The 22,235-nt window shown below is 72.6% G+C and carries 21 protein-coding genes; 17 read left to right on the top strand and 4 right to left on the bottom strand.

Going from position 1 to position 22,235, the window contains the following annotated elements; translation table 11 throughout:
* Positions 1 to 160 precede the first annotated feature (160 nt).
* The 13 genes from DEJ31_RS11025 to DEJ31_RS10965 all read left to right on the top strand — a co-directional run bounded on the left by DEJ31_RS11025 (position 161) and on the right by DEJ31_RS10965 (position 14,723).
* Positions 161 to 487 (top strand): twin-arginine translocase TatA/TatE family subunit, encoded by a 327-nt coding sequence (locus DEJ31_RS11025; RefSeq protein ID WP_111121866.1) that lies wholly within the window; start codon positions 161 to 163, stop codon positions 485 to 487.
* Positions 488 to 624: 137 nt separating this feature from the next.
* Positions 625 to 2,049: an MFS transporter gene (locus DEJ31_RS11020; RefSeq protein WP_111121865.1), complete on the top strand. Its 1,425-nt coding sequence runs from the start codon at positions 625 to 627 to the stop codon at positions 2,047 to 2,049.
* A gap of 72 nt (positions 2,050 to 2,121) precedes the next feature.
* A complete protein-coding gene (locus DEJ31_RS11015) occupies positions 2,122 to 4,299 on the top strand; it encodes an ATP-dependent Clp protease ATP-binding subunit (protein WP_111121864.1) in 2,178 nt (725 codons plus the stop codon).
* A gap of 72 nt (positions 4,300 to 4,371) precedes the next feature.
* Positions 4,372 to 4,947: a DUF2231 domain-containing protein gene (locus tag DEJ31_RS11010; RefSeq protein WP_111121863.1), complete on the top strand. Its 576-nt coding sequence runs from the start codon at positions 4,372 to 4,374 to the stop codon at positions 4,945 to 4,947.
* Between the two features lie 56 nt (positions 4,948 to 5,003).
* On the top strand, positions 5,004 to 5,657 hold the full coding sequence (locus DEJ31_RS11005) for a response regulator transcription factor (RefSeq protein ID WP_111121862.1): 654 nt from the start codon (positions 5,004 to 5,006) through the stop codon (positions 5,655 to 5,657).
* Positions 5,654 to 6,802 carry a HAMP domain-containing sensor histidine kinase gene (locus DEJ31_RS11000; protein WP_111121861.1) on the top strand — a complete coding sequence of 383 codons (1,149 nt, stop codon included), beginning with the start codon at positions 5,654 to 5,656 and terminating at the stop codon, positions 6,800 to 6,802. Before DEJ31_RS11005 ends, DEJ31_RS11000 begins: the two co-directional genes overlap by 4 nt.
* A gap of 29 nt (positions 6,803 to 6,831) precedes the next feature.
* Positions 6,832 to 7,344 (top strand): hypothetical protein, encoded by a 513-nt coding sequence (locus tag DEJ31_RS10995; RefSeq protein WP_111121860.1) that lies wholly within the window; start codon positions 6,832 to 6,834, stop codon positions 7,342 to 7,344.
* Entirely contained in the window at positions 7,341 to 8,399 is a 1,059-nt protein-coding gene (locus DEJ31_RS10990) for a peptidoglycan-binding protein (protein ID WP_111121859.1), read from the top strand. The genes DEJ31_RS10995 and DEJ31_RS10990 overlap by 4 nt, the downstream gene beginning before the upstream one ends.
* Positions 8,396 to 9,226 carry an ABC transporter ATP-binding protein gene (locus DEJ31_RS10985; protein ID WP_309147278.1) on the top strand — a complete coding sequence of 277 codons (831 nt, stop codon included), beginning with the start codon at positions 8,396 to 8,398 and terminating at the stop codon, positions 9,224 to 9,226. The genes DEJ31_RS10990 and DEJ31_RS10985 overlap by 4 nt, the downstream gene beginning before the upstream one ends.
* Positions 9,223 to 10,428: an ABC transporter permease gene (locus tag DEJ31_RS10980; protein ID WP_111121858.1), complete on the top strand. Its 1,206-nt coding sequence runs from the start codon at positions 9,223 to 9,225 to the stop codon at positions 10,426 to 10,428. Before DEJ31_RS10985 ends, DEJ31_RS10980 begins: the two co-directional genes overlap by 4 nt.
* Positions 10,429 to 10,609: 181 nt before the next feature.
* Positions 10,610 to 11,398: a DeoR/GlpR family DNA-binding transcription regulator gene (locus DEJ31_RS10975; RefSeq protein ID WP_111044921.1), complete on the top strand. Its 789-nt coding sequence runs from the start codon at positions 10,610 to 10,612 to the stop codon at positions 11,396 to 11,398.
* Positions 11,395 to 12,420, top strand: coding sequence for a 1-phosphofructokinase family hexose kinase (locus tag DEJ31_RS10970; RefSeq protein ID WP_111044920.1), 1,026 nt, complete (start codon positions 11,395 to 11,397; stop codon positions 12,418 to 12,420). Before DEJ31_RS10975 ends, DEJ31_RS10970 begins: the two co-directional genes overlap by 4 nt.
* A gap of 119 nt (positions 12,421 to 12,539) precedes the next feature.
* Complete coding sequence (locus DEJ31_RS10965) at positions 12,540 to 14,723, top strand: fructose-specific PTS transporter subunit EIIC (RefSeq protein ID WP_111121857.1); 2,184 nt, start codon at positions 12,540 to 12,542, stop codon at positions 14,721 to 14,723.
* Between the two features lie 217 nt (positions 14,724 to 14,940).
* Here DEJ31_RS10965 and DEJ31_RS10960 read toward each other — a convergent pair whose 3' ends face one another.
* Positions 14,941 to 16,626: a beta-N-acetylhexosaminidase gene (locus DEJ31_RS10960; RefSeq protein ID WP_111121856.1), complete on the bottom strand. Its 1,686-nt coding sequence runs from the start codon at positions 16,624 to 16,626 to the stop codon at positions 14,941 to 14,943.
* 62 nt (positions 16,627 to 16,688) lie between these two features.
* On the opposite strand from DEJ31_RS10960, the gene DEJ31_RS10955 reads away from it, so the two are divergent.
* Both DEJ31_RS10955 and DEJ31_RS10950 read left to right on the top strand, forming a co-directional pair.
* Positions 16,689 to 17,855, top strand: coding sequence for an ROK family protein (locus tag DEJ31_RS10955; RefSeq protein ID WP_181433510.1), 1,167 nt, complete (start codon positions 16,689 to 16,691; stop codon positions 17,853 to 17,855).
* 4 nt (positions 17,856 to 17,859) lie between these two features.
* Positions 17,860 to 18,573, top strand: coding sequence for a DedA family protein (locus DEJ31_RS10950; RefSeq protein WP_110903729.1), 714 nt, complete (start codon positions 17,860 to 17,862; stop codon positions 18,571 to 18,573).
* A 28-nt stretch (positions 18,574 to 18,601) separates the two neighbouring features.
* Here the strand turns inward: DEJ31_RS10950 and DEJ31_RS10945 are convergent, their stop codons facing one another.
* The gene (locus DEJ31_RS10945; protein ID WP_110903728.1) at positions 18,602 to 18,799 is read right to left on the bottom strand and encodes a DUF2945 domain-containing protein; all 198 of its coding nucleotides are present in this window, start codon (positions 18,797 to 18,799) and stop codon (positions 18,602 to 18,604) included.
* Positions 18,800 to 19,018: 219 nt separating this feature from the next.
* Here DEJ31_RS10945 and DEJ31_RS10940 point away from each other — a divergent pair, with 219 nt between their 5' ends.
* Both DEJ31_RS10940 and DEJ31_RS10935 read left to right on the top strand, forming a co-directional pair.
* Entirely contained in the window at positions 19,019 to 20,074 is a 1,056-nt protein-coding gene (locus tag DEJ31_RS10940) for a serine/threonine-protein kinase (protein WP_111121854.1), read from the top strand.
* Between the two features lie 61 nt (positions 20,075 to 20,135).
* Positions 20,136 to 20,759, top strand: coding sequence for a phosphoribosylanthranilate isomerase (locus DEJ31_RS10935; RefSeq protein ID WP_110903726.1), 624 nt, complete (start codon positions 20,136 to 20,138; stop codon positions 20,757 to 20,759).
* 42 nt (positions 20,760 to 20,801) lie between these two features.
* Here DEJ31_RS10935 and DEJ31_RS10930 read toward each other — a convergent pair whose 3' ends face one another.
* Together DEJ31_RS10930 and DEJ31_RS10925 are read right to left on the bottom strand one after the other, a co-directional pair.
* Positions 20,802 to 21,563: an HAD-IIB family hydrolase gene (locus DEJ31_RS10930; protein ID WP_111121952.1), complete on the bottom strand. Its 762-nt coding sequence runs from the start codon at positions 21,561 to 21,563 to the stop codon at positions 20,802 to 20,804.
* Positions 21,564 to 21,584: 21 nt separating this feature from the next.
* Positions 21,585 to 22,175: a nitroreductase family protein gene (locus tag DEJ31_RS10925; protein WP_110903725.1), complete on the bottom strand. Its 591-nt coding sequence runs from the start codon at positions 22,173 to 22,175 to the stop codon at positions 21,585 to 21,587.
* Positions 22,176 to 22,235: the final 60 nt, after the last annotated feature.

Here is a 22,235-nt window from a genome sequence, read left to right as displayed (position 1 = left end):
GACGATCGGTGTCCGTTGCCGCAGGCGTCTGGGCTTCCCGGGCAGCGGGAGTTAGCATGGACGAACAGCGGGACACCGCCGGGTCGGTCGACGATGACCGGGCAACGCGACCAGGAAGCCTGGTCGGACGGCGACCAGTTCCAGTACCGAAGGAGTCATCATGTTGCAAGGCCTCACCGGAGTCCACCTGGTGATCATCCTGGGCATCGTGCTGCTGCTGTTCGGTGCGACGAAGCTCCCGGCGCTCGCCAAGGGCCTCGGCCAGTCGATCAACGTCTTCAAGAAGGAGATGGACACCGACGACCGCAAGAAGACCGGAGCCGCCGCGCAGGACGCCGCAGCGTACGACGCGAACGCCGCGGTGCACACCACCGCCGCTCCCGTCCAGCAGCCGACGGCGCAGTACCCGAGCAGCAACGGCGTGCAGCAGCCGGTCGTGAACCCCGGCCCCTCGACGACGCCGAACGGCGACTCCCGCTCCCTCTAGACCGCCGATCCATCGGCATCCCGGCCCCGGACCGATGACAGCCGCCGTGCGACGAGCACGGGGGCTGTCATCGTCATCGGGCGACGCCCGGTTGCGCGGGGGCGCGGACGGACCACCGATGGGCGCATGATGGCTCCATGACGTCCGCCGCCGCCGCAGACCGCCCGGCGACAACAGCGCCCCTGCACGACGACCGCCGCCTGGTGCTCCTGGTCGCGATCCTGGCCTCGTTCGTCGTCGGACTGGACTCGAGCGTCGTGAACGTCGCCCTCCCCGCCGTCCGGACGGAGCTCGGCGGCGGGCTGGTCGTCCAGCAGTGGACGGTGGACGCGTACCTCGTGACCCTGGGGTCGCTGATCCTGGTCGCGGGTTCGCTCTCGGACCTGTTCGGCCGGGTGCGCATCATCACGTGGGGCCTCGTCGTCTTCGGCATCGCCTCGGTCGTCTGCGCGATCGCGCCGTCCGGCGAGGTGCTCATCGTCGCCCGGGCGTTCCAGGGCGTCGGTGGTGCGCTCGTGACCCCGAGCGCGTTGGCGTTGATCGTGGCGGCCTTCCGCGGTGGCGCGCAGGCGAAGGCGATCGGCGCGTGGACGGCCTGGTCGAGTGCGGCGATGATCCTGGGCCCGGTCGTCGGCGGCGTCGTGGTGGACGGCATCGGGTGGCGCTGGATCTTCGTGCTGACCGCCGTCCCCATCGCGGTGACGATCCCGCTCGTCCGGCGCATCACCACCGAGGTCCGCGTGGGAGCGCACGCCCGGGTCGACCTCGTCGGAGCGGTGCTCGCCGTCGTCGGTGTCGGCGGCGTCGTCCTGGGGCTCATCGAGCAGGAGCGACTGGGGTGGGGTTCGCCGGTGGTCGTCGGTGCGCTCGTGCTCGGCGGGGCCGCCCTGGTGGCGTTCGTGCCGTGGGAGCTCCGGGTGAGCCGTGCCTCGGGGGCGCCGCTCGTGCCGCTCGGGCTCTTCCGCGCGCGGAACTTCACCGTCGGCAACCTCGCGACGCTCTCGATCTACGGGGCGCTCGGGATGGTGTTCTTCGTCGTGACCCTGTTCCTGCAGGAGGTCTGGGGCTTCCCGGCGTGGGTGGCCGGGCTGGCGACCCTGCCCCCGACCCTGATGCTCCTGGCGCTGTCGACCACCGTCGGGTCGCTCTCCGGCCGGTTCGGGCCACGCTGGTTCATGGCGGCAGGGCCGGCGATCGCGGCGGTCGGGGCGCTGCTCATGCTCCTCGCCGATGACGACCCCGCCGGGTACTGGTGGTCGGTCCTGCCCGGGCTCGTCCTGGTCGGGGCGGGCATCGCGACGATGGTCACGCCGCTGACGAGTGCCGTCCTCGGATCCGTCCCGCAGGACGAGGCCGGCGCGGGTTCCGCGGTCAACAACGCGATCGCGCGGATCGCGGGCCTGGTGACGGTCGCGCTCGCCGGAGTGTTCCTCGGCGGCGAGGTCAGTGTCGACGGACTGCACCGGGCGATGATCGTGATGGCGCTGCTGCTCGCGGCGGGCGCCGTCGTCAGCGCAGTCGGCATCCGGAACGAGCCCGCGGAATACACACCCGTGGAGTAAACTTGAGTCATCAGGACTCAACTGAGTCCGAGGACCTGACCACACGACCACCGCAACGGAAGGACGGAACGCATGGCGAACCTCCAGGGCGCGCCGGATTCGCAGGAGAAGCAGAAGACGGCGCTCGAACAGTACGGCGTCGACCTCACGGCGATCGCGCGGAGCGGCAAGCTCGACCCGGTGATCGGCCGCGACGCCGAGATCCGCCGGGTCTCGCAGGTGCTGACCCGTCGGACCAAGAACAACCCCGTGCTCATCGGCGAACCCGGCGTCGGCAAGACCGCCGTCGTCGAGGGGCTCGCGCAGCGGATCGTCGCCGGCGACGTCGCCGACTCGCTCAAGGACAAGCGGCTCGTCTCGCTCGACATCTCGGCGCTCATCGCCGGCGCCAAGTACCGCGGTGAGTTCGAGGAGCGGCTGAAGGCCGTCCTCAAGGAGATCAACGACGCCGACGGCCAGGTCATCACCTTCATCGACGAGCTGCACACCCTGATGGGCGCCGGCGGAGGCGAGGGCTCGGTGGCCGCGTCGAACATGCTCAAGCCGATGCTCGCGCGCGGCGAACTCCGACTCATCGGCGCGACGACGCTCGACGAGTACCGCGAGTACATCGAGAAGGACGCTGCTCTCGAACGGCGGTTCCAGCAGGTGTACGTGGGGGAGCCCAGCGTCGAGGACACCATCGCCATCCTCCGCGGGCTCAAGGAGCGCTACGAGGCGCACCACAAGGTGACGATCAACGACCAGGCGCTCGTCGCGGCCGCGGCGCTGTCCAACCGGTACATCGCGGGGCGACAACTGCCGGACAAAGCGATCGACCTGATCGACGAGGCAGCGTCACGACTCCGGATGGAGATCGACTCGAGCCCCGTCGAGATCGACGAGCTCAAGCGGAGCGTCGACCGGCTGCGGGTGGAGGAGTTCGCCCTGAAGCAGGAGAAGGACGACGCCTCGAAGGCCCGGCTCGCCACCCTCCGCGACGAACTGGCCTCGCGAGGCGAGCGGCTCGCCGCGCTGGAGGCCCGGTGGCAGGCCGAGCGCGCGAACCTCAACCGCATCGGCGAACTCAAGCAGGAGCTCGACGACCTCAACATGCGGTCCCAGCGGGCGCAGCGGGAGGCTGACTACGAGCTGGTCTCGCGGCTCGAGTACGCCGAGAAGCCCCGGATCGAGGCCGAACTCGCGGCTGCCGAACAGGCCGAGCAGGGCGAGCGGATGGTGAACGACAGCGTCACCGACGAGGACATCGCCGCCGTGATCGCCCAGTGGACGGGCATCCCGATGGGGCGTCTGCTGCAGGGCGAGACCGAGAAGCTCCTGCACCTCGAGACCGAGCTCGGCCGCCGGATCATCGGGCAGCGCACCGCGGTCGGCACCGTGTCGGAAGCGGTCCGCCGCACCCGTGCCGGCATCTCCGACCCGGACCGGCCGACCGGTTCGTTCCTGTTCCTCGGGCCCACCGGGGTCGGCAAGACCGAGCTGGCGAAGGCGCTCGCTGAGTTCCTGTTCGACGACGAGAAGGCCCTCGTCCGCATCGACATGAGCGAGTACGGCGAGAAGCACTCGATCGCACGGCTGATCGGTGCCCCGCCCGGGTACGTCGGGTACGAGGCCGGCGGGCAGCTCACCGAAGCCGTCCGGCGCCGTCCGTACTCGGTGATCCTGCTCGACGAGGTCGAGAAGGCCCACCCCGAGGTCTTCGACGTGCTGCTGCAGGTGCTCGACGACGGACGGCTCACCGACGGTCAGGGCCGGACGGTCGACTTCCGGAACACGATCCTGATCCTCACCTCGAACCTCGGGTCGCAGTTCCTCACCGACAGCACGCTGACGCCCGAGCAGCGCGAGGACTCCGTCCGCAACCTGGTCCGGCAGGCATTCCGGCCGGAGTTCGTCAACCGCCTCGACGACATCGTGGTGTTCCAGGCGCTCACGCAGGACGACCTGGGGCAGATCGTCTCGATCTCGGTCGACCGGCTCGCCCGACGCCTGTCCGACCGACGGCTGGAGCTCGCGGTCACGCCGGCCGCGCGGACCTGGCTCGCCGAACGCGGGCACGACCCGGCGTACGGTGCCCGGCCGCTCCGCCGCCTCATGCAGCGGCAGATCGACGACCAGCTGGCGCGGGCGATCCTGGCCGGCGACGTCCGAGACGGCGACACCGTCCGTGTTGACGTCGCGGACGACGGCGAGGGCCTGCTGGTCGAGCCGTTCGCGGTCGGCGAGGTGGACGAGGTCGTCGCGGAGTAGCGATCGGCCGTACGCCCGGGCCCGCGCCGGTCCCTGAGACCGGCGCGGGCCCGCAGGCCTAGGTTCGGCAGCATGCCGGAGATCCGCGCCCTGCGCCGCCTGACCGAATCCATCGAACACGCCAGCGTCCTCGACAAGGCCGTCGACCTCGACCGCAAGGTGGTGCGCGTGTTGGCTCGCCCACGCGCACTGCGGCAGCTGCTGCACGGTGTCCCGTTCGGGCACCCGATCCACCCGCTCATGGTGCAGGTGCCGCTGGGCGCCTGGATCTCCGCGGCGGTCCTGGACCTGGTCGGCGGTCGCGGCAACGCGAAGGCCGCGAAGACCCTCGTCGGCGTCGGTGTCGTCTCTGCCGGCAGCGCGAGCGTCGCCGGCTACGTGGACTGGTCGGCTCTGGACCGCGAGCAGCTCCGGACCGGCTGGGTGCACCAGGCCGTGAACTGGGTCGGACTGACGCTCTACGGGTTCTCCTGGTTGCAGCGGAAGCGCGGCAACACCGGGGCCGGGAAGCTCCTGGGTTTCGCCGGACTCACTGTCGTCAGCGTCGGCGGGTACCTGGGTGGACACCTGTCCTACCGGCAGCGTGCCGGGGTCAGCCGCGACGGCGAGGTCCCCTACGAATCGGACGGTGCGTCCGAGTCTGCGTGACCGGTCCCCGCTGATCCACCCAGCGAACATGTAGCATTCCACCGTACGGTACCGCGATGCGCGTACTGGTGGTGGACGACGAGATCCCGCTTGCCGACCTGATCGTCCGGGGGTTGCGGCGGCAGGACATGGCCGTCGACGTGGCGTACCGCGGCGACGACGCCGACGAGCTGCTGTCGGTGCACGACTACGACGTCGTCGTGCTCGACCGGGACGTCCCGGGGATGCACGGCGACGAGGTCGCGCGACGGGCCGCGGCTCGTGGCACGCTCACCCGGGTGCTCATGCTCACCGCCGCGTCGACCCTGACCGACCGGGTGAACGGGCTCGAACTCGGTGCGGACGACTACCTGACCAAGCCGTTCGAGTACCCGGAACTCGTCGCTCGGGTGCGGGCGCTCGGCCGTCGGAGCGTCGTCCCCGTCGCGCCCGTGCTCGGACGCAACGGCATCGTGGTGGACTCCAACCGCAGGATTGCGACCCGCGACGGTCGCCCGCTCGACCTGACGAGCAAGGAGCTCGGCGTGCTCGAGGTCCTGCTGCGAGCGGACGGGCGGATCGTCCCCGCCGAGGAACTGCTCGAGAAGGTCTGGGACATGAACGTCGACCCGTTCACCGCGGCGGTGCGGGTGACGATGTCGAAGCTCCGGCGGAAGCTCGGGGCACCGGACCCGATCCGCACCGTGCCCGGCACCGGTTACGCGCTGTGAGACACGCCTGGAGCATCCGGACCCGCACTGCGCTCGCGTTCGCCGTCACGTCCATGGCGCTCGCCGCGGCCGCGATCATCGTCGTGAACCTCGGGTCGCAGGCATCGCTCGGACAGGTGGTGCTGGAGCGTCAGGCCGACGGGAGCGGGGGTGGGCAGGCCGGCACCGTGGCGGCGGTGACCGTGTCGGCGGTCGCCGACCTGCAGTGGCGCTGGACCGTGCTCGGCGTCGCCGGCGCCGGCGTCCTGGCCGGCGCCACGGGATGGGTCCTCGCGCGGCGGATGCTCGCACCCGTGGACCGGATCACCGCCACAGCCAGGCGGCTGTCCGCGTCGACGCTGCACGAGCGCCTCGGCCTCGACGGGCCGGACGACGAACTTCGACGTCTCTCGCGGACGATCGACGAACTCCTCGACCGGCTCGAGGCGTCGTTCGCGAGCCAACGGCGGTTCGTGGCGCAGGCCGCACACGAGCTCCGGACGCCGCTCGCCGTCCAGCGCGCCGCGATCCAGATCGGCCTGCCGGACGACGCCGGCCCGGACGAGGTCTCGGCGGCGCGGACCGAACTGCTCGAGCAGAACCGGCGGACCGAGCACCTCGTCGAGTCGCTCCTCGTGCTGGCCGAGGCGGAACGTGATCTGGGCGGGCAGACGGCGTCGGTCGACCTGGCCGCGACGACGGCGGAGGTCGTGGCGGAGCACGTCCGCGCCGCGACCGATGCCGGGGTGACGCTCACCTGGCGGACGGTGGGCGAGCCTCCCGGCCGGACCGTGCTCGCCGAACCGGTCCTGTTCCGTCAGCTGCTGCGGAACCTCGTCGACAACGCCCTCGAGTACAACGTCCCCGGCGGGTTCGTCCACGTCGACGTCACAGCCGGCACCCTGACGGTGGAGAACTCCGGGCCACTGCTCACCGCCGGCGCCATGGCGACGCTCACCGAACCGTTCCGACGAGCCCCCGGAACGGTCGCACGCAGCGGGAGGCGGCACAGCGGTCTCGGCCTGTCGATCGTGGCGGCCGTCGTGCAGGCGCACGGGTGGTCGCTCGCGGTGGATCCACGCGTTGCCGGCGGACTGACGGTCCGGGTGCACGCGGGGTCGGCGGCCGACGGTGTTTCGTCGGTGTCTCCTCCCGGGGACCGCTGACGAAACAGCCCGTCCGCTGTCCTGGTGGCATGCGAACAACGAACCGACCTCCGACACGGATCCTCGTCACCGCCGTCCTCGCGCTGGGCCTGGCCTCCGGCCTGACCGGGTGTGCCGGCGGCGGAGCAACCGACCCCGACAGCACGACCGCAGCGGCCGGGCTCGGTGCACAGTGGGGCAGTTGCATGCGATCCGCGGGTTTCGACGTCCAGGACCCGAGCGATGACCAGGTCCGCTCCGGCTCCGTGGTCGCCCCGCAGAGCATCGACCAGGAGGAGTTCGGCACCGCGGCCGACTCCTGCGCCACCGAACTCGGTGTGCAGCGCGCCGACTCGGCCGCGAAGGAACAGTGGCGTCGAGAGTACGACCAGGTCGCCTCCTGCGTCCGGGACGCCTACTCGGACTTCCCGGAACAGCGGCCCGGCACCCTGTCGTTCGACGAGGCGACCTACCCGCCGGCGGACGACCCGGAGTTCCAGCAGCTGGTCGACGAGTGCCTGCAGCGGTACTCGCCCGACACGAAGACGCAGGACGCCGGATGAGCCGCCGGACGCGGGTGATCGGCATCGCCAGCGCCTGCCTGGTCGGCGCGCTCGCCGTCGGCACCGCCACCTGGTCGCTCGCCACCGCAGCGGACGGTGCCGCGACGCGGGCGGCTGCTGCGCAGTCGGATGAGGACCGCCACGGCACGACGACGGTGCCGGTGGAGCAGGGCGACCTCGTCGAGACCCGGACCATCGCGGGCGCGCTCGGCTACGGCACGCCCACCTCGGTACCCGGGGCAGCGAGCGGCACGCTCACCTGGTTGCCGCAGCCCGGCCAGGTCGTCCACCGCGACGAACCGCTCTACGCCGTGGACGAGCGACCCGTCCGCGCCCTGTACGGCACGACACCGCTCTGGCGGTCACTTCGCGCCGGTGCCCGGGGCGCCGACGTCCGGCAACTCACCGAGAACCTGGCCGCCCTCGGGTACGACGTCCCCGCCGACGACGTGTTCGGCGCCCGGACCGGGGCCGCCGTCCGCCAGTGGCAGCGGGACCGCGGGCTGCCCGTCACCGGGGTCGTGGACGGCGATCAGATCGCCTTCGTCGACGGTGCGGTTCGTGTCGCCTCGGTCGTGGGGCAGCTCGGGCAGCCGGTCGGCGGCGACGTCCTGCAGGTGACGAGCACGCACCGTGTCGTCTCGGTGCGGGTCCCGGCGCGGGACGCCGGACAGCTCGGCGTGGGGAGACGTGTCCGGGTGCTCGTCAACGGCGTCGGCGTCGCGATGCCGGGGTCGGTCACCGACGCCACCCCGGCCGAGACCGAGGACGGCCGGGACGAGGTCGACGTCACCGTGGCGTTCGACTCCGGCGACCGACGGCTGCCCGCGGCGGCCTCTGCGCAGGTGGTCGCCGAGGGGCGGACCGAGCGGGACGTGCTCTCCGTGCCCGTCTCGGCACTGGTCGCCCGTGGGAGTTCGGGGTACGCGGTCGAGGTCGTCGATCGGGACGGGTCGACCGAGCGCGTCCCGGTCGAGGTCGGTCTCGTGGCGGACGGGCGCGCGGCGGTCACGGGAGACCTGGACGAGGGTGCGCGCGTGGTGGTGCCCTCGTGAACGGCGCCGTGCCCGTCCTGCCCGTACCCGCACCGCCGGTGCCGGCCCGGTCCGGGTCGGACGCCGTGCTGGTGCTCACGGACGTCACCCGCACCCACGGCGAGGTCCGGGCGCTCCGCGGCGTCTCGCTCCGGATCGACCGCGGTGAACTCGTCGCCGTGGTCGGACCCTCCGGTTCGGGGAAGTCCACGATGCTCAACGTCATGGGCACGCTCGACCGTCCGACCTCCGGCAGGGTGGAGGCCGCCGGCCGGGACGTCGGCGCGATGACGGACGACGCGCTCTCCGCCCTGCGCGCCGAGCACATCGGTTTCGTCTTCCAGCACTTCCACCTGCAGGCAGGAGCCAGCGCCGCCGAGAACGTCGCGGACGGGCTGCTCTACACGGGCACACACCGGCGGGAGCGGATGCGGCGGGCCGTGACGGCGCTGGAGCGCGTCGGCCTGGGACACCGGACCGACCACCTGCCGAACCAGCTCTCCGGTGGCGAGCGCCAGCGCGTCGCGATCGCGCGGGCGATCGTCGGGGAACCGACCGTGCTGCTGGCGGACGAGCCGACCGGGGCGCTCGACACGGCCTCCGGCACCGCGGTCCTCGGCGTGCTGCGGGAGCTCAACGCCGCCGGCACCACGGTGGTCGTCATCACCCACGACCGGGAACTCGCCGCGGTCCTCCCACGGCAGGTCCGGATGCGTGACGGTGCGGTGGAGGACGACACCGGTGCCCACGACACCGGCCCACGTGACGCCGGCCCACGTGACGCCGGCCCACGCGACACCCCGGCGGGTCCCGTCGAGCTCGCCCCCGCGATCGGGGCCGACCGATGACCGCCGGCCCCGTGACGGCCACGCGACGCACGCTGGGCTCCGGCGACCTGCTCCGACTCGGGGTGTTCGGGCTCCGGACCCGCCCGACCCGGGTGGTCCTGTCCGCCCTGGGCATCGCCATCGGCATTGCGGCGATGATCGCGGTCGTCGGCATCTCCTCGTCGAGCAAGGCCGCGCTCGACCGGGTCCTCGACGCGCTCGGCACGAACGTGCTCACCGTGACGAAGGCCGAGTCGTTCGGCGAGACACCCCCGCTCCCGGTCACCGCGGTCGACTCGGTCCGTCGGCAGGAGGACGTGCTCGCCGCAGCGGGGGTCGGCCGGGTCGACGACGGCCGTGTGTACCGGAACCCGTTCATCCCGCCCGCCGAGACGAAGGGCATCGGCGTGCTGGGGACCTGGGGAGACGTGCCCGAGGTCCTCGGCGGGTCGCTGGCGTCCGGGCGCTGGCTCGACACGGCTCCGGACGCACCGCCGCAGGTCGTGCTCGGAGCGGCCGCGGCACACGCGCTCGGGATCGACCAGGTGACGACGGACAGTCGCGTCTGGACCGGTGGCCGATGGCTGCAGGTCGTCGGGGTGCTCCGGCCGCTGGAACTCGCGACCGACCTCGACAACCAGGCTTTCGTGCCGCGGGACCTCGCGGCGGAGCTGGGCTTCGACGGGCACCCCACCGCCGTGTACACCCGCGTCGACCCGGATCGGGTGGCCCCGGCGCGCGACCTGCTCGCCCGGGTGGTCAGTCCGGCAGCCCCCCAGGACGTCGGGGTCACACGGCCCTCGGACGCGCTCGCCGCGAAGAACGCCACCGACGACTCCTTCACGGGCCTGCTGGTCGGGATCGGTGGGGTCGCGCTCCTGGTCGGCGGGATCGGCGTCGCGAACACGATGGTGATCACCGTGCTGGAGCGTCGGACCGAGGTCGGCGTCCGCCGTGCGCTCGGAGCGAGACGGCGGGACATCCGGAACCAGTTCCTCGTCGAGTCGCTGCTGCTGTCGTTCCTCGGCGGTGTCGCCGGGGTGGTGATCGGGCTCGGCGCCACCGTCGTCTTCGCTCTGGCGCAGGGCTGGCCGATCGCGGTGCCGCTCTGGGCGGTCGCCGGCGGACTCGGCGCGACGGTGCTGATCGGCGGGGTCTCCGGGCTCTACCCGGCCGCGCAGGCCGCGCGGATCCCACCGACGAGCGCGCTCGCAGCAGCCTGACCGGACGACCGCGACCCGACTGCCGGACGCGACGGTCTGGAGGCCCGGTGCCGGTTCGGCGGACCGGCACCGGGCCTCCTTCCCGTGTTGGGATCATGTTGGTTTCAGTTCACAACAGTTGCGTTCGAGTGGGTTTGCTGCGTACAGTGCTCGAAACCCACGGGAACGAAGGAGTTCGGGCATGTACGCAACCGAGCGGCACGACGCCATCGCCGCCGCACTGCAGACCGCCGGCCGCGTGTCCGTCACCGACCTCGCCGCGCACTTCGACGTCACCACCGAGACCGTCCGCCGTGACCTGGACGCCCTCGAGCAGGCCGGGGTCCTGCGCCGCGTGCACGGCGGCGCGGTCTCGGTCGAACGGTCCAGCCTCGTCGAGCTGAGCGTCGCCGAACGCGAGGGGCAGCACGGCCGGGAGAAGACCGCGATCGCCCGTGCCGCGATGCGCCTGGTGCCGCCCACCTTCACCGGGTCGATCGCGCTCGACGCCGGCACCACCAGCGGTGCCGTCGCCGCGGAACTCGCCCGGTGGGAGCCCGAGCGGGCCGGAGCGACGATCACCGTGATCACGAACTCGGTCCCGATCGCCAACACCCTGCAGCACAGCGACCACGTCGAGCTGCACCTGCTCGGCGGTCGGGTCCGTGGCGTCACGAGTGCCGCCGTCGGGACCGCCACCGTCGACCAGATCGGGGCACTCCGACCCGACGTCGCGTTCATCGGGACCAACGGGTTGTCCGCGGGCTTCGGCCTGAGTACACCCGACGAGTACGAGGCCGCGGTGAAGGCCGCGTACGTCCTCGCCGCCCGACGCAGCGTGGTGCTCGCCGACGCCGCCAAGCACGGGGTGGAAGCCCTGATGCGCTTCGCCCGCCTCGACGAGATCGACACCGTCGTCACCGACCAAGCCCCGCCCGCCGACCTCGCCGGAGCACTCGCCGACGCCGATGTCGAGGTCGTCGTCGCATGACCGGTCGCATCGTCACCGTGACGCCGAACCCCTCGCTCGACCGGACGATCGAACTGGCCGGGGAACTCCAGCGCGGTGCCGTGCAGCGGGCCACCCGTTCCACGGCGGAGCCCGGCGGCAAGGGCGTCAACGTCTCCCGGGTCGTCGTCGCCAGCGGCGGGGACACCGTCGCGGTCCTGCCGGGCGACGAGCTCGACCCGGTGCTCGTCGGCCTGGCCGCCCGGGGCATCCCGACCGCCGCGCTGCCGATCGGTGCCGCGCTCCGCTCGAACGTCACCGTGACCGAACCGACCGGGACCACCACGAAGCTCAACGAACCGGGTCCTTCGCTCGCCGGACGCCTGGACGACCTGGCGGAACTCGTCGCCACCACCGCGGGGCCGACGCCGACCGGTCCGGCCGCCCGGTGGGTCGTGTTCGCCGGGTCCCTGCCGCCCGGGCTGCCCGACGACGCCCTCGCGGTGCTCGTCCGCGCCGTCCGCGCCCGGCACGGCGACGACGTCCGGATCGCGGTCGACTCCTCCGGCGTGCCGTTCACCGCGCTGCTGCAGTCCGGGGAACGGGTCGACCTGGTCAAGCCGAACGCCGAGGAGCTCGCCGAGGTCGTCGGCGGCGACCCGGAGCAGTACGAGCAGGACCCGGAGCGCGCCGCAGCCGCAGCCGCACGCCTCCGGGAGCGCGGAGTCGACACGGTCCTGCTCACGCTCGGCAGCGCGGGCGCCGTCCTCGTCGACGGCACCGGTTCCTGGAGCGCCGCCGCCCCGCGCATCACGGCACGCTCCACGGTCGGTGCGGGGGACTCGGCGCTCGCCGGGTACCTGCTCGCCGAGGTCGCCGGTGCCCCGCCCGAGCGTCGACTCGCCCAGGCCGTCGCCACCGGTGCCGCCGCCGCCGGACTGCCCGGCAGCGACGTCCCGGCACTCGACGCCACCGACCCGGACGCGATCGTCGTCCACCGCCTCGGCACACCGCCGACACCGGCCGGGCACCGCCCGTCCGTCCCCGTCCCGCACGGCGCCTGACCGCACGGTCCGTCGTCCCGTCGGTCCGGCCACGACCCCGGCCTCCGGTCCGGTCCGGTCCGATCACTCGTCCCACCAGCACAGCCCGGCGCACCGCGCCACCTGCGAAGGAGCAACCCATGTCCGCTGCGCACACCACCGGCGCCGGCGACGGCGCCGACCTGATCGGTGTCGACCTCGTCGGCCTCGACGAGGACCTCGGCGCCACCTCGTCCGACGTCATCCGCGTCCTCGCCGACCGCATCGCCGCGACCGGTCGAGCCGCCTCCGGCGACACCCTCGCCGCCGACGCCATCAAGCGTGAGGCGAGCGTCGGTACCGGCGTCCCGGGCGGCATCGCCATCCCGCATGCCCGGTCGACCTCGGTCACCGCTCCCACGCTGGCGTTCACCCGCCTGGCGCGGACGGTGCCGTTCGGTGCACCGGACGGCGACGCCGACGTCGTCTTCATGATCGCGGTGCCGGACGGGGCCGACAAGGACCACCTCACCGTCCTCTCCACCCTCGCCCGGGCGCTGATCCGCGACGACTTCACGGCCGCCCTCCGCGCCGCGACGACACCGCAGGACATCGTCGACCTGGTCGACCGCGAGGTGAGCGGCGAGGTCGCCGCAGCCGGCGTCGGCACCGCTGGACGAGCCTCCGGTACCCCGGCCGGCACCGCCACCGCCACCGGCCAGGAGGCCCGCCCCACGGCCGGCGCGGACACCCACGTCGTCGACAGCGACACCTCCGGCACCGGCGGGCGCCGCAAGGTCATCGTCGGGGTCACCGCGTGCCCGACCGGCATCGCGCACACCTACATGGCCGCCGACGCCCTGGTCGCCGCCGCCCAGCGCGCGGGCGCCGAGATGCACGTCGAGACGCAGGGGTCGTCCCAGGTGGAGCCGCTCGACCCGGCCCTCATCGCCCGCGCCGACGCCGTCGTCTTCGCGGTCGACGTGGACGTCCGCGACCGCAGCCGCTTCGCCGGCAAGCCGCTCGTGTCCGGCCCCGTCAAGCGCGGCGTGGACGAGCCGGACGCGATGATCGCCGAGGCCCTCCGCGCCGCCGACGACCCCAAGGCCGCACGGGTCTCCGGCTCCGCCGCCGAGGCCGGTACCAGCACCGCGAAGGACGAGCACTTCGGGCAGTCGCTGAAGCGCTGGCTGCTCACCGGCGTCTCGTACATGATCCCGTTCGTCGCGGGCGGCGGGCTCCTCATCGCGCTCGGCTTCCTGCTGTCCGGCTACGGCATCGCACTGACGCACGGCGACGACGGCGTCAACAACGCCGTGTGGACGCTGCAGCACTCCACGCTCCTCGACCTGCCGGCGCAGGGCCTCGGGTACTACCTCGGCGCTGCGGCGTTCCAGATCGGCTCGGTGTCGCTCGGGTTCCTCGTGGCCGCCCTCGCCGGGTACATCGCGTACGCGATCGCCGACCGGCCGGGCATCGCGCCGGGCTTCGTCGCCGGGTCCATCGCCGTCTTCATGAACGCCGGGTTCCTCGGCGGCCTGGTCGGTGGCCTCATCGCCGGTGCAGCCGCCTACTGGATCGGACGGATCCCGACGTGGCGCTGGCTGCGCGGGCTGATGCCGGTCGTGATCATCCCGCTGTTCGCGTCGATCATCGCCTCCGGCCTCATGCTCCTGGTGCTCGGCGGGCCGATCGCCTGGCTGATGACCCAGCTGACCGAGTTCCTCAACTCGCTCTCCGGAGCCTCGGCGGTGCTGCTCGGGATCATCCTCGGCCTGATGATGGCCTTCGACCTCGGTGGCCCGGTCAACAAGGTCGCCTACGCGTTCGCCGTCGCCGGACTCGGTGCCGGGTCCGCCAGCAACGTCGTGCCGTTCGAGATCATGGCCGCGGTGATGGCCGCCGGCATGGTCCCGCCGCTCGCCCTGGCGCTCGCCTCGACCGTGCTCTACCGCAACGGCTTCACCAAGCCCGAGCGGGAGAACGGCAAGGCCGCGTGGCTGCTCGGCGCCTCGTTCATCTCCGAGGGTGCGATCCCGTTCGCCGCCGCCGACCCGTTGCGGGTCATCCCGGCGTCGATGGTCGGCGCTGCCGTCACGGGAGCGATCTCGATGGCCGCCGGCGTGACGTCTCGGGCGCCGCACGGTGGGATCTTCGTGTTCTTCGCGATCGGTGGCATCGGGATGTTCATCGTGGCGGTCCTGGCGGGGACGGTCGTCTCCGCGCTGGTCCTCGTGGCGCTGAAGAAGTGGGTGCGCCGGGCGCCGGCGGCGACGGATGCTGCCGCCGCCCAGGCGGCCTCGGCCGGCGAGACGGTCGGCCAGCGCGCGCCGGTCGCGGTGTAGCCGCACCACCTGACGGACGGGAGGCCCGATGCCAGCTGGCACCGGGCCTCCCGTCCGTCACGTGCCGGTGGTGACACGGGTGGCGGGACACTCCCGGACGCTGACGCCGAGTGGTCACGAAGCGTCGTTCTGGAGGCTCGAGAACGACAGTTCATGACCACTCGGCGGAGGTGAGCGGGGTGTCGCCACCGGTGGGCGCGCCCCGCAGGCAGCCGGACTACACCGCGATGTTCGCCGTGACCGCGTCGATGTAGGCGGCGCGCTCCTCGCGGGAGTGCGGGCGGCCCGGGACGCCCGGGCGCTCCTCCCACGGCAGTGGCCCGGACTCGTGGCGGTACTCCACCCCGAGGGCGTCGAGGCGGGTCAGGTGCTCGGTCAGGCGCTGCCGGAAGTCCGCGACGTCCCGCGGCCCGGCGACGTCCGCCGACCAGAGTGCCTCGGACAGCGCGACCACGCGGGGGAACAGCTGGTAGTCGAGCCGTCGGACGGTGTCCACGTGCTCGGTCCACATGTTCGCCTGGCCGCCGATCACGTGCGCCCGCTCGGCCTCGGTCAACGACGACGGCACCGGGTCGAACGCGTAGACGTCGTCGACGGTGAGCACGATCGACACCGGGATCGGCTCGTTCGGCAGGTCGCTCTGCCGGTAGTCCAGGTACACCTGGTCGTCCGGCGTCGAGATGACGTCGTGTCCCCGACGGGCCGCCGTGACCGCGCCGCGCATGCCCCGCCAGGACACCACGGTCGCGGACTGGGAGAGCGTGCCGCCCTCCAGGATCTCGTCCCACCCGAACGCCCGGCGGCCGTGCGACTCGATGTGCGCCGCGAGCTGCCCGATGATCCAGGCCTGCAGCTGCTCCTCGTCCTCGAGCCCGAGCTGCCGGATGCGCTCCTGGGTGCGCGGGTCGTCCTCCCACTGGTCCTTCGGGCACTCGTCGCCGCCGAGTCCGATGTACGCGGACGGGAACAGCGCGACGACCTCGTCGAACACGTCCTCGAAGAACCGCACCGTGCTGTCGTCGGCGTTGAGGACGTCGTGCGCCACGCCCCACTCCGTCCAGACCTCGACCCGACGTTCCGGATGGACGCCGAGCCCCGGGTACGCGGCGAGGGCGGCGCGGACGTGCCCGGGCGTCTCGATCTCGGGCACGACGGTCACGAAGCGGTCCTCGGCGTAGGCGACGATCTCGCGGATGTCGTCTTGCGTGTAGAAGCCGCCGTGAGGACGGCCGTCGTACCCGGCGACCTGCAGCACCCCGTCGGCGTCGGGGACGTGCGCGCCGACCTGGGACTCCCGGCGCCAGGAGCCGACCTCGGTGAGCCGCGGGTACTTCTTGATCTCGATGCGCCAGCCCTGGTCCTCGGTGAGGTGGAAGTGCATGCGGTTGATCCGGTGGGCGGCGAGCTGATCGATGACGCGCAGCACCTCGGCCTTGGTGCGGAAGTGCCGGGCAACGTCGAGCATGACGCCGCGCCAGGCGAACGCGGGAGCGTCCTCGACGACGGTCGCCGGCAGCGTCCACGCCGCGGTGCGCACCTGCCCTCGGCGGTACACGTCGGCGGGCAGCAGTTGCAGCAGCGCCTGGACGCCGTAGAACACCCCGGCAGCGCCGCCGCCCTCGACGGTGACGGCGTCCGGCGTGACGGTCAGGCGGAACGACTCCTCGCGGTCCTCGCCCGGTCCGGCGGGCAGGTCCTCCGGCGTCGCGGCGATCCGCAGGGCGATCACCGGCGCGTCGGGGTCGTCGGCGCCGGACAGCGGCAGCCGCGTGGAGGCTCGGAGCACCTGCTGCAGGTACTGTGCGGTCGACTCGGTGGCGGGCTCGGCGCTGATGCGCGTGCGCTCGTCGATGGTGAAGGTGCCGGACGAGTCGTTCCGGGATCGCGGTCGGGGGATCAGCATGTCGGTTCCACCATTCCTCAACGGTCTTTCGTAATGTGGAGATTATGGCGACGCACTCGAGCATGTCAACGATCGGCAGCTCCCCGGCCCTGCTCCGCAGGATGAACTCCCGCGCGGTCCTGGCCGAGTTGTTCCGGGCCGGACCCGACGTCGGGGACCCGGGGCGGGCCTCCCGGACGGTCACCGAACTCGTCGCCGCCGTCGGTCTCACGCGCCCCACCGTCGAGGCGGCCCTGACCGACCTGGTCGCCGAGGGGTGGGTCGAGGAGCTCAAGGCCGTCGCCACCCCCAACCGCGCCGGACGACGAGCCCGACGCTTCCGCATCGACGCGCGATCCGGACTGGTGCTCGGCATCGACCTCGGCCTGCACGCCGTCGTCGGCGTCCTCGCCGACCTGCACGGCGACCCCGTCGCCCGCACCGAGCAGTTCGCCCCCACCCTGGCGCCGATCGAACAGGCCGTGGCCGCCGTCCGCGAGGTCGTCGACCGCCTGGTCGGCACCCTGCCGCCCGGACGGCTGCTCGCGGTCACCGTCTGCGTGCCCGCGATCATCGACCGCACCGGCAGGATCGTGCACACGGTCGCCGCGCCCGAGTGGCAGAGCGAGGGCATCACCGAGCGCATCGCCGCCCTGGTCCCCGACGCGGTCACCGTGTTCGAGAACGACGCCAAGGCAGCGGCCCGCGCCGAGGCCGCCTGGGGCCGGCTGCACGGCGTCCGCGACGGCCTGCTCCTGGTGATGGGACGACAGATCGGCGCGGCACTGGTCGTCGGGGGTTCGGTCGCGCAGGGAGCCCACGGCGCAGCGGGCGAGGTCGGCGGACTCGCCGCGACCGGGTGGCCGGGTGCGGCGCGCGCCCTGGAGGCACGGAGCGGTCCCGGCGCTGGCCCGACGTCCACGGGTGGTCCCGGTGGCAACGCCCTGCCGGGCGGGTCCGGCGCCGGACTGGGCGTGGAGGACGGGCGGGCCGCCGTCCGCGCGCTCGCCGCGGACGTGGCACCCGGGGTCGCGCAGCTCGTGGCGGCCGTGGACCCCGAGGTCGTGGTCGTCGGCGGCGAGGTGCTGCCCGACGGCGAGGAGTTCTGCACCGCCCTGGCCGCCGAGCTCGAGAAACTGCCGGGCCTCGGCGTCCCGGGTGCCCCGGCGGTCGCGGCGGTCGCGGGCGGCGCGTTCGGTCGCGCGGGCGGGCCGCACACCGGAGTCTGTCAGCCCGCTCAGGCAGGGTGACGGGATGACGACTGCCGTGCCCTCGACCGTCGCCCACGTCGGTGTCCCGACCGCGTCCTCCGGGTCAGGCGGTGAACCGGACCCCGACATCGGCGGGCTGACCGGCCTGGTCCTGCAGGTCATCGACTCGATGGGGGAGTGGGGCGTCGCCCTCATGCTCTTCATCGAGACGGTGTTCCCGCCGATCCCGTCCGAGGTGATCCTGCCCCTCGCCGGGTTCCTGGCCGGCGCGGGCCGGATGGACCTGACGCTCGTGCTGGTCCTGGCGACCGCCGGCTCGTACGTCGGGGCGCTCGTGCTCTACTGGCTCGGCGCGGTGATCGGCTTCGACCGGACCGTCCGCTGGTTCGGCAAGCTGCCGCTCGTCGACGAGGACGACTTCCGGAAGGCCGCGTCCTGGTTCCACCGGCACGGCAAGAGCGCGGTGTTCTTCGGGCGTCTGGTGCCGGTCGTCCGGAGCCTGATCTCACTGCCTGCGGGCGCCGACCGGATGCACCTGGGCACCTTCAGCTTGTTCACCGTGCTCGGCAGCGGGCTCTGGAACTCGATCCTGGTCCTCGGTGGCGCGGCCCTCGGCACCCAGTACGAGCGCGTCGAGGCGTACACCGAGTGGATCGACCGGGCCGTGTACCTGGCGGTCGTCGTGATCATCGTGGCGTTCGTCGTCCGCCGGGTCCGACGCGGCCGGTCCGCGGCGCGGTCGACCGCGTCGGAGTAGCCGGCTGGCCGCCTCTGAGTGGTGGCCCTTAGGCCTTCGTGAGCGCCGACTCCTTGTGGGCCGCCTTCTTGCCGGACTTCTCCGACTCGATGATCCAGTACGGGTCGTCGTCGGTCGGCTTGAAGGTCTGCCCGTCGAACTCGAAGTCCGCGGTCTTCTTCTCGACGAGCTTGCCCGTCGTCGTGCCCTGGGACGTGTTCCAGTGCACTTCGTCGCCCTTGCGCATGTCGGCCTCCCGCCTGGTCCGGACGGCTCTCCGGGACCCGGACGGTACCCGGGCCGCTCCACAGGACGCTGGCACCATCCCTGTTGCGCAGTTGCGCCCCGAGGACGGGTCACATTCGGGTAACCGGGCCTCGGATCGAAGGGGCCGCGCGTACCGTTGCCGAGGAGTCACACCGCGAGGACCGACGCGGATCCGGACTCCCGAAGGATCGACGAACGCATGAGCTTGGCCACCGACACCGCGCGAGCGGACACCGTCCTGGCAGGACGGTACCGCCTCGTGAAACTGATCGGCACGGGCGGCATGGGCTCGGTGTACGAGGCACGTGACGAGCACACCTACCGTGCCGTCGCCGTGAAGATGTTCGCGACGCCGGAGCGCATGACCACGGCCGACCGGGTCCGCCAGGAGCGCGAGATCCGCCTGCTCAGCATGCTCTCGCACCCGGGCCTCATCCCGCTCTACGACGCCGGCACCCACGACTTCGAGGACGGCCCGCACCGGTTCATCGTGATGCAGCTCATCGCGGACGCCACCCTGCTGCGCCGCCTGGCCGAGGGCCCGCTGCACAACTACGAGGTCGCGGACCTCGGGGCGCAGCTCGCCGATGCCCTGGCCTACGTGCACTCCCGCGGGATCGTGCACCGCGACGTCAAGCCCGCGAACATCCTGCTGAGCGACGAGGGTGCGTCCGGGTTCGTCCGGACCGTCAAGCTCACCGACTTCGGCGTCGCGCACTTCGTCGACGGCTCCCGGCTGACCAACGACGGTACGATCATCGGCACCGCCGCCTACCTGTCGCCGGAGCAGGTCGCCGGCGAGCCGATCAGCTACGCCACCGACGTCTACTCGCTCGGCCTGGTGTTGCTCGAGTCGCTGACGGGCGTGCAGGAGTACTCCGGCACCGTCATCGAGGCAGCCCTCGCTCGGCTCCGCCGCGACCCGCAGGTCCCCGACACCGTCGCCTCCGAGTGGCGGGAACTGCTGACCCTGATGACCGCGCGGGACCCGGCACGCCGACCCACGGCTGTCGCGGTCGCCCGTGCCCTGCGCGGCGGGTCGACGCAGGTCACCGGTCCGGTGCCGCTGGGACCCGATCGGGAGGTCCGCCGCAAGGAGCACCGCATGCACCGGGCCGCCCACCGGCACGCCCGGCGCGGCACGTTCGACGTGGTCCGGCGCTGGCGTCGGCGGAACGTCCTGGCCGCATCGGCCACGGCCGTCGCGGTCGCGGTCGCGTGCGTCGGCAGCTACGTCGTCGGCGCGCTGCACTGAGCGGGAGCACGAGCCGCCCCCCACTGGCTGCTCGCCGCGGCCGATCAGGCAGGATGGGTGCATGAGCGACCAGCGATGGATCAAGATCTGCGGCCTCTCCACCCCGGAGACGGTCGACGCCGCCGTCGAGGCCGGGGCGGACGCCGTCGGGTTCGTCTTCGCCGCCGGCAGCCCCCGCACCGTCACCGCCGACACCGCGAAGGAGCTCGCCGAGCGCCTGCCGGACGGCATCGACGCCGTCGGGGTGTTCCGTGACCAGCCGATCGACGAGGTGGTCGGCATCGCCTCGGCCGTCGGGCTCACCACCCTGCAGCTGCACGGCCGCGAGTCCGCGTCGGACTTCGCCCGCGCCCGCGACGCCGGCTTCTTCACGATCCGCGCCCTGGCCGCCGCCGACTACCTGGCCGAGACCGCGGAACAGCGCACCGCGTTCGACCACGACCTGCTGCTGCTCGACGCGGCCGTCCCCGGCAGCGGGCACCTGGTCGACCCGGCGACGCTGACCGGCACCGTCGACGAGGCGTGGATCCTGGCCGGCGGCCTCACACCGGAGAACGTCGCGGGCCTCGTGCAGCGCCTCGACCCCGACGGCGTCGACGTGTCGAGCGGTGTCGAGTCCGAACGCGGCGTCAAGGACGTGCGCGCGATCCGGGCGTTCGTCGAGGCCGTCCGCAGCATCCGCTGACGATCCGACGACCTCGGACGGGCCTCCCGGCCGGGAGGCGCGTCAGGCGGTCCGGAGCGTCGGGATGAGCTCGCGGAGGAACGCGTCGGTGTCCTCCCATCCCTCGACCGCGTGCGTGGGCACGCCGAGAGCCTTGACCGGGTAGTCGTTGCCCTCCGGGTCGAGCCGGTCGCCGACGAAGAGCATGTCGTCGAGCGCGATGCCGGTCAGCTCGGCCAGGCGCTGCATGCCGTAGGCCTTGTCGATGCCCTTGCGGGTGATGTCGATGCTGGTGGAGCCGCCGGAGCGGACCTCGAGGTCGGGGAGCTCGGCCTGCACGCGGCGGCGGAGGTCGTCCTTCTTCGTTCCGGTCGGGTCCCAGCGCTTCTTGACGTCCACCGGAGCCGCCTGGCCGAGTGCGGAGAACGTGACCTGCGACCCGCGGTCCTCGAGGATCGCGCCCCACGTCTCGGACTCCCAGTAGCCGGCGTCCTTCGCCTGCGCCTCGACGGCGGCGAGGGCGCGGGCCTTCTCGTCGTCGGTGAGGTCCTCGGCGTACTGCAGCACCCAGTCCCGTTCCCACGCGTAGTACCGGGTGCCGCACGTCGGCAGGAGGTGCAGGTCGTCGAGACGCAGACGGGAACGCTTCCGCAGCGGTGTGACGAGCTGCTGCTCGAACTGCTGGAAGTTCCCGCCGCTGATGACGGCGACGGGGACGACCTCGAGCAGTGCGGCGAAGGTCTCGAGCATCTGCGGATCGAGCGGGGACTTCGACGGGGCGAGCGTGTCGTCGAGGTCGAAGGCGACGAGGCGAGGTGCGGGCATGCCCTCGATCATGCCAGGCGACTACTCCTTGACCAGCACGACCTCGTCGAGGGGGATGCGGGTGCGCGGGGCGACCTCGCGCGCGGCGGCCTTCTCGTCGAGCTGCGCGGCGTCGGCGACGTGGCCGATCGCGGTGACCGTCACCGGGACGAGGCGCTCCGGCAGGTCGAAGGCGGCGCGGACGGCGTCGACCTCGAAGCCGCCCATTTGGTGCAGGTGCAGACCCTCGGCGTGTGCCTGGACGGCGAGTGCGGCGATGGACTGGCCGAGGTCGTACTCCGCCCAGCGTCGCTCGTCGCCGTCGGCCGTCACGGGCTCGGCGATGGCGACCAGGAGTGCGCCGGCGCGGTGGGCCCAGACGCCGTTGAAGCCCATCAGCGTCGCGTGGATCGCATCGAAGGTGCGGGTGCCGCGACGACCGACGATGAACCGGCGGGGCTGCGTGTTCCCCGCGGACGGCGCCCACCGAGCGGCCTCGAGGAGCGCGTCGAGCTGCGCGTCCGAGATCGTCGCGGTCTCGTCGTAGGAACGCGGGCTCCACCGTTCCTCGAGCAGGGGCACGAGGGGCTGGCTGGAGTCCGTGGAGCGGGAGAGCGTCGTCTGCGTGGTCATGGTTGCCGGAACAACCGTGGGCGCACCGGTATTTCCCGACGGGCCTGCGAAGATGGGCAG

Source organism: Curtobacterium sp. MCPF17_031, assembly GCF_003234035.1.
Taxonomy (GTDB): Bacteria; Actinomycetota; Actinomycetes; order Actinomycetales; family Microbacteriaceae; genus Curtobacterium.
Note: the sequence above shows the minus strand (reverse complement) of the source record. Positions and strands in the feature narration are given on the sequence as shown.

Bases quoted from the DNA above. Each gene is read 5' to 3' on its own strand.
- DEJ31_RS11025 (WP_111121866.1), top strand. From the start codon at position 161: ATGTTGCAAGGCCTCACCGGAGTCCACCTGGTGATCATCCTGGGCATC.
- DEJ31_RS11020 (WP_111121865.1), top strand. From the start codon at position 625: ATGACGTCCGCCGCCGCCGCAGACCGCCCGGCGACAACAGCGCCCCTG.
- DEJ31_RS11015 (WP_111121864.1), top strand. From the start codon at position 2,122: ATGGCGAACCTCCAGGGCGCGCCGGATTCGCAGGAGAAGCAGAAGACG.
- DEJ31_RS11010 (WP_111121863.1), top strand. From the start codon at position 4,372: ATGCCGGAGATCCGCGCCCTGCGCCGCCTGACCGAATCCATCGAACAC.
- DEJ31_RS11005 (WP_111121862.1), top strand. From the start codon at position 5,004: ATGCGCGTACTGGTGGTGGACGACGAGATCCCGCTTGCCGACCTGATC.
- DEJ31_RS10995 (WP_111121860.1), top strand. From the start codon at position 6,832: ATGCGAACAACGAACCGACCTCCGACACGGATCCTCGTCACCGCCGTC.
- DEJ31_RS10990 (WP_111121859.1), top strand. From the start codon at position 7,341: ATGAGCCGCCGGACGCGGGTGATCGGCATCGCCAGCGCCTGCCTGGTC.
- DEJ31_RS10980 (WP_111121858.1), top strand. From the start codon at position 9,223: ATGACCGCCGGCCCCGTGACGGCCACGCGACGCACGCTGGGCTCCGGC.
- DEJ31_RS10975 (WP_111044921.1), top strand. From the start codon at position 10,610: ATGTACGCAACCGAGCGGCACGACGCCATCGCCGCCGCACTGCAGACC.
- DEJ31_RS10970 (WP_111044920.1), top strand. From the start codon at position 11,395: ATGACCGGTCGCATCGTCACCGTGACGCCGAACCCCTCGCTCGACCGG.
- DEJ31_RS10965 (WP_111121857.1), top strand. From the start codon at position 12,540: ATGTCCGCTGCGCACACCACCGGCGCCGGCGACGGCGCCGACCTGATC.
- DEJ31_RS10960 (WP_111121856.1), bottom strand. From the start codon at position 16,626: ATGCTGATCCCCCGACCGCGATCCCGGAACGACTCGTCCGGCACCTTC.
- DEJ31_RS10955 (WP_181433510.1), top strand. From the start codon at position 16,689: ATGTCAACGATCGGCAGCTCCCCGGCCCTGCTCCGCAGGATGAACTCC.
- DEJ31_RS10950 (WP_110903729.1), top strand. From the start codon at position 17,860: ATGACGACTGCCGTGCCCTCGACCGTCGCCCACGTCGGTGTCCCGACC.
- DEJ31_RS10945 (WP_110903728.1), bottom strand. From the start codon at position 18,799: ATGCGCAAGGGCGACGAAGTGCACTGGAACACGTCCCAGGGCACGACG.
- DEJ31_RS10940 (WP_111121854.1), top strand. From the start codon at position 19,019: ATGAGCTTGGCCACCGACACCGCGCGAGCGGACACCGTCCTGGCAGGA.
- DEJ31_RS10935 (WP_110903726.1), top strand. From the start codon at position 20,136: ATGAGCGACCAGCGATGGATCAAGATCTGCGGCCTCTCCACCCCGGAG.
- DEJ31_RS10930 (WP_111121952.1), bottom strand. From the start codon at position 21,563: ATGCCCGCACCTCGCCTCGTCGCCTTCGACCTCGACGACACGCTCGCC.
- DEJ31_RS10925 (WP_110903725.1), bottom strand. From the start codon at position 22,175: ATGACCACGCAGACGACGCTCTCCCGCTCCACGGACTCCAGCCAGCCC.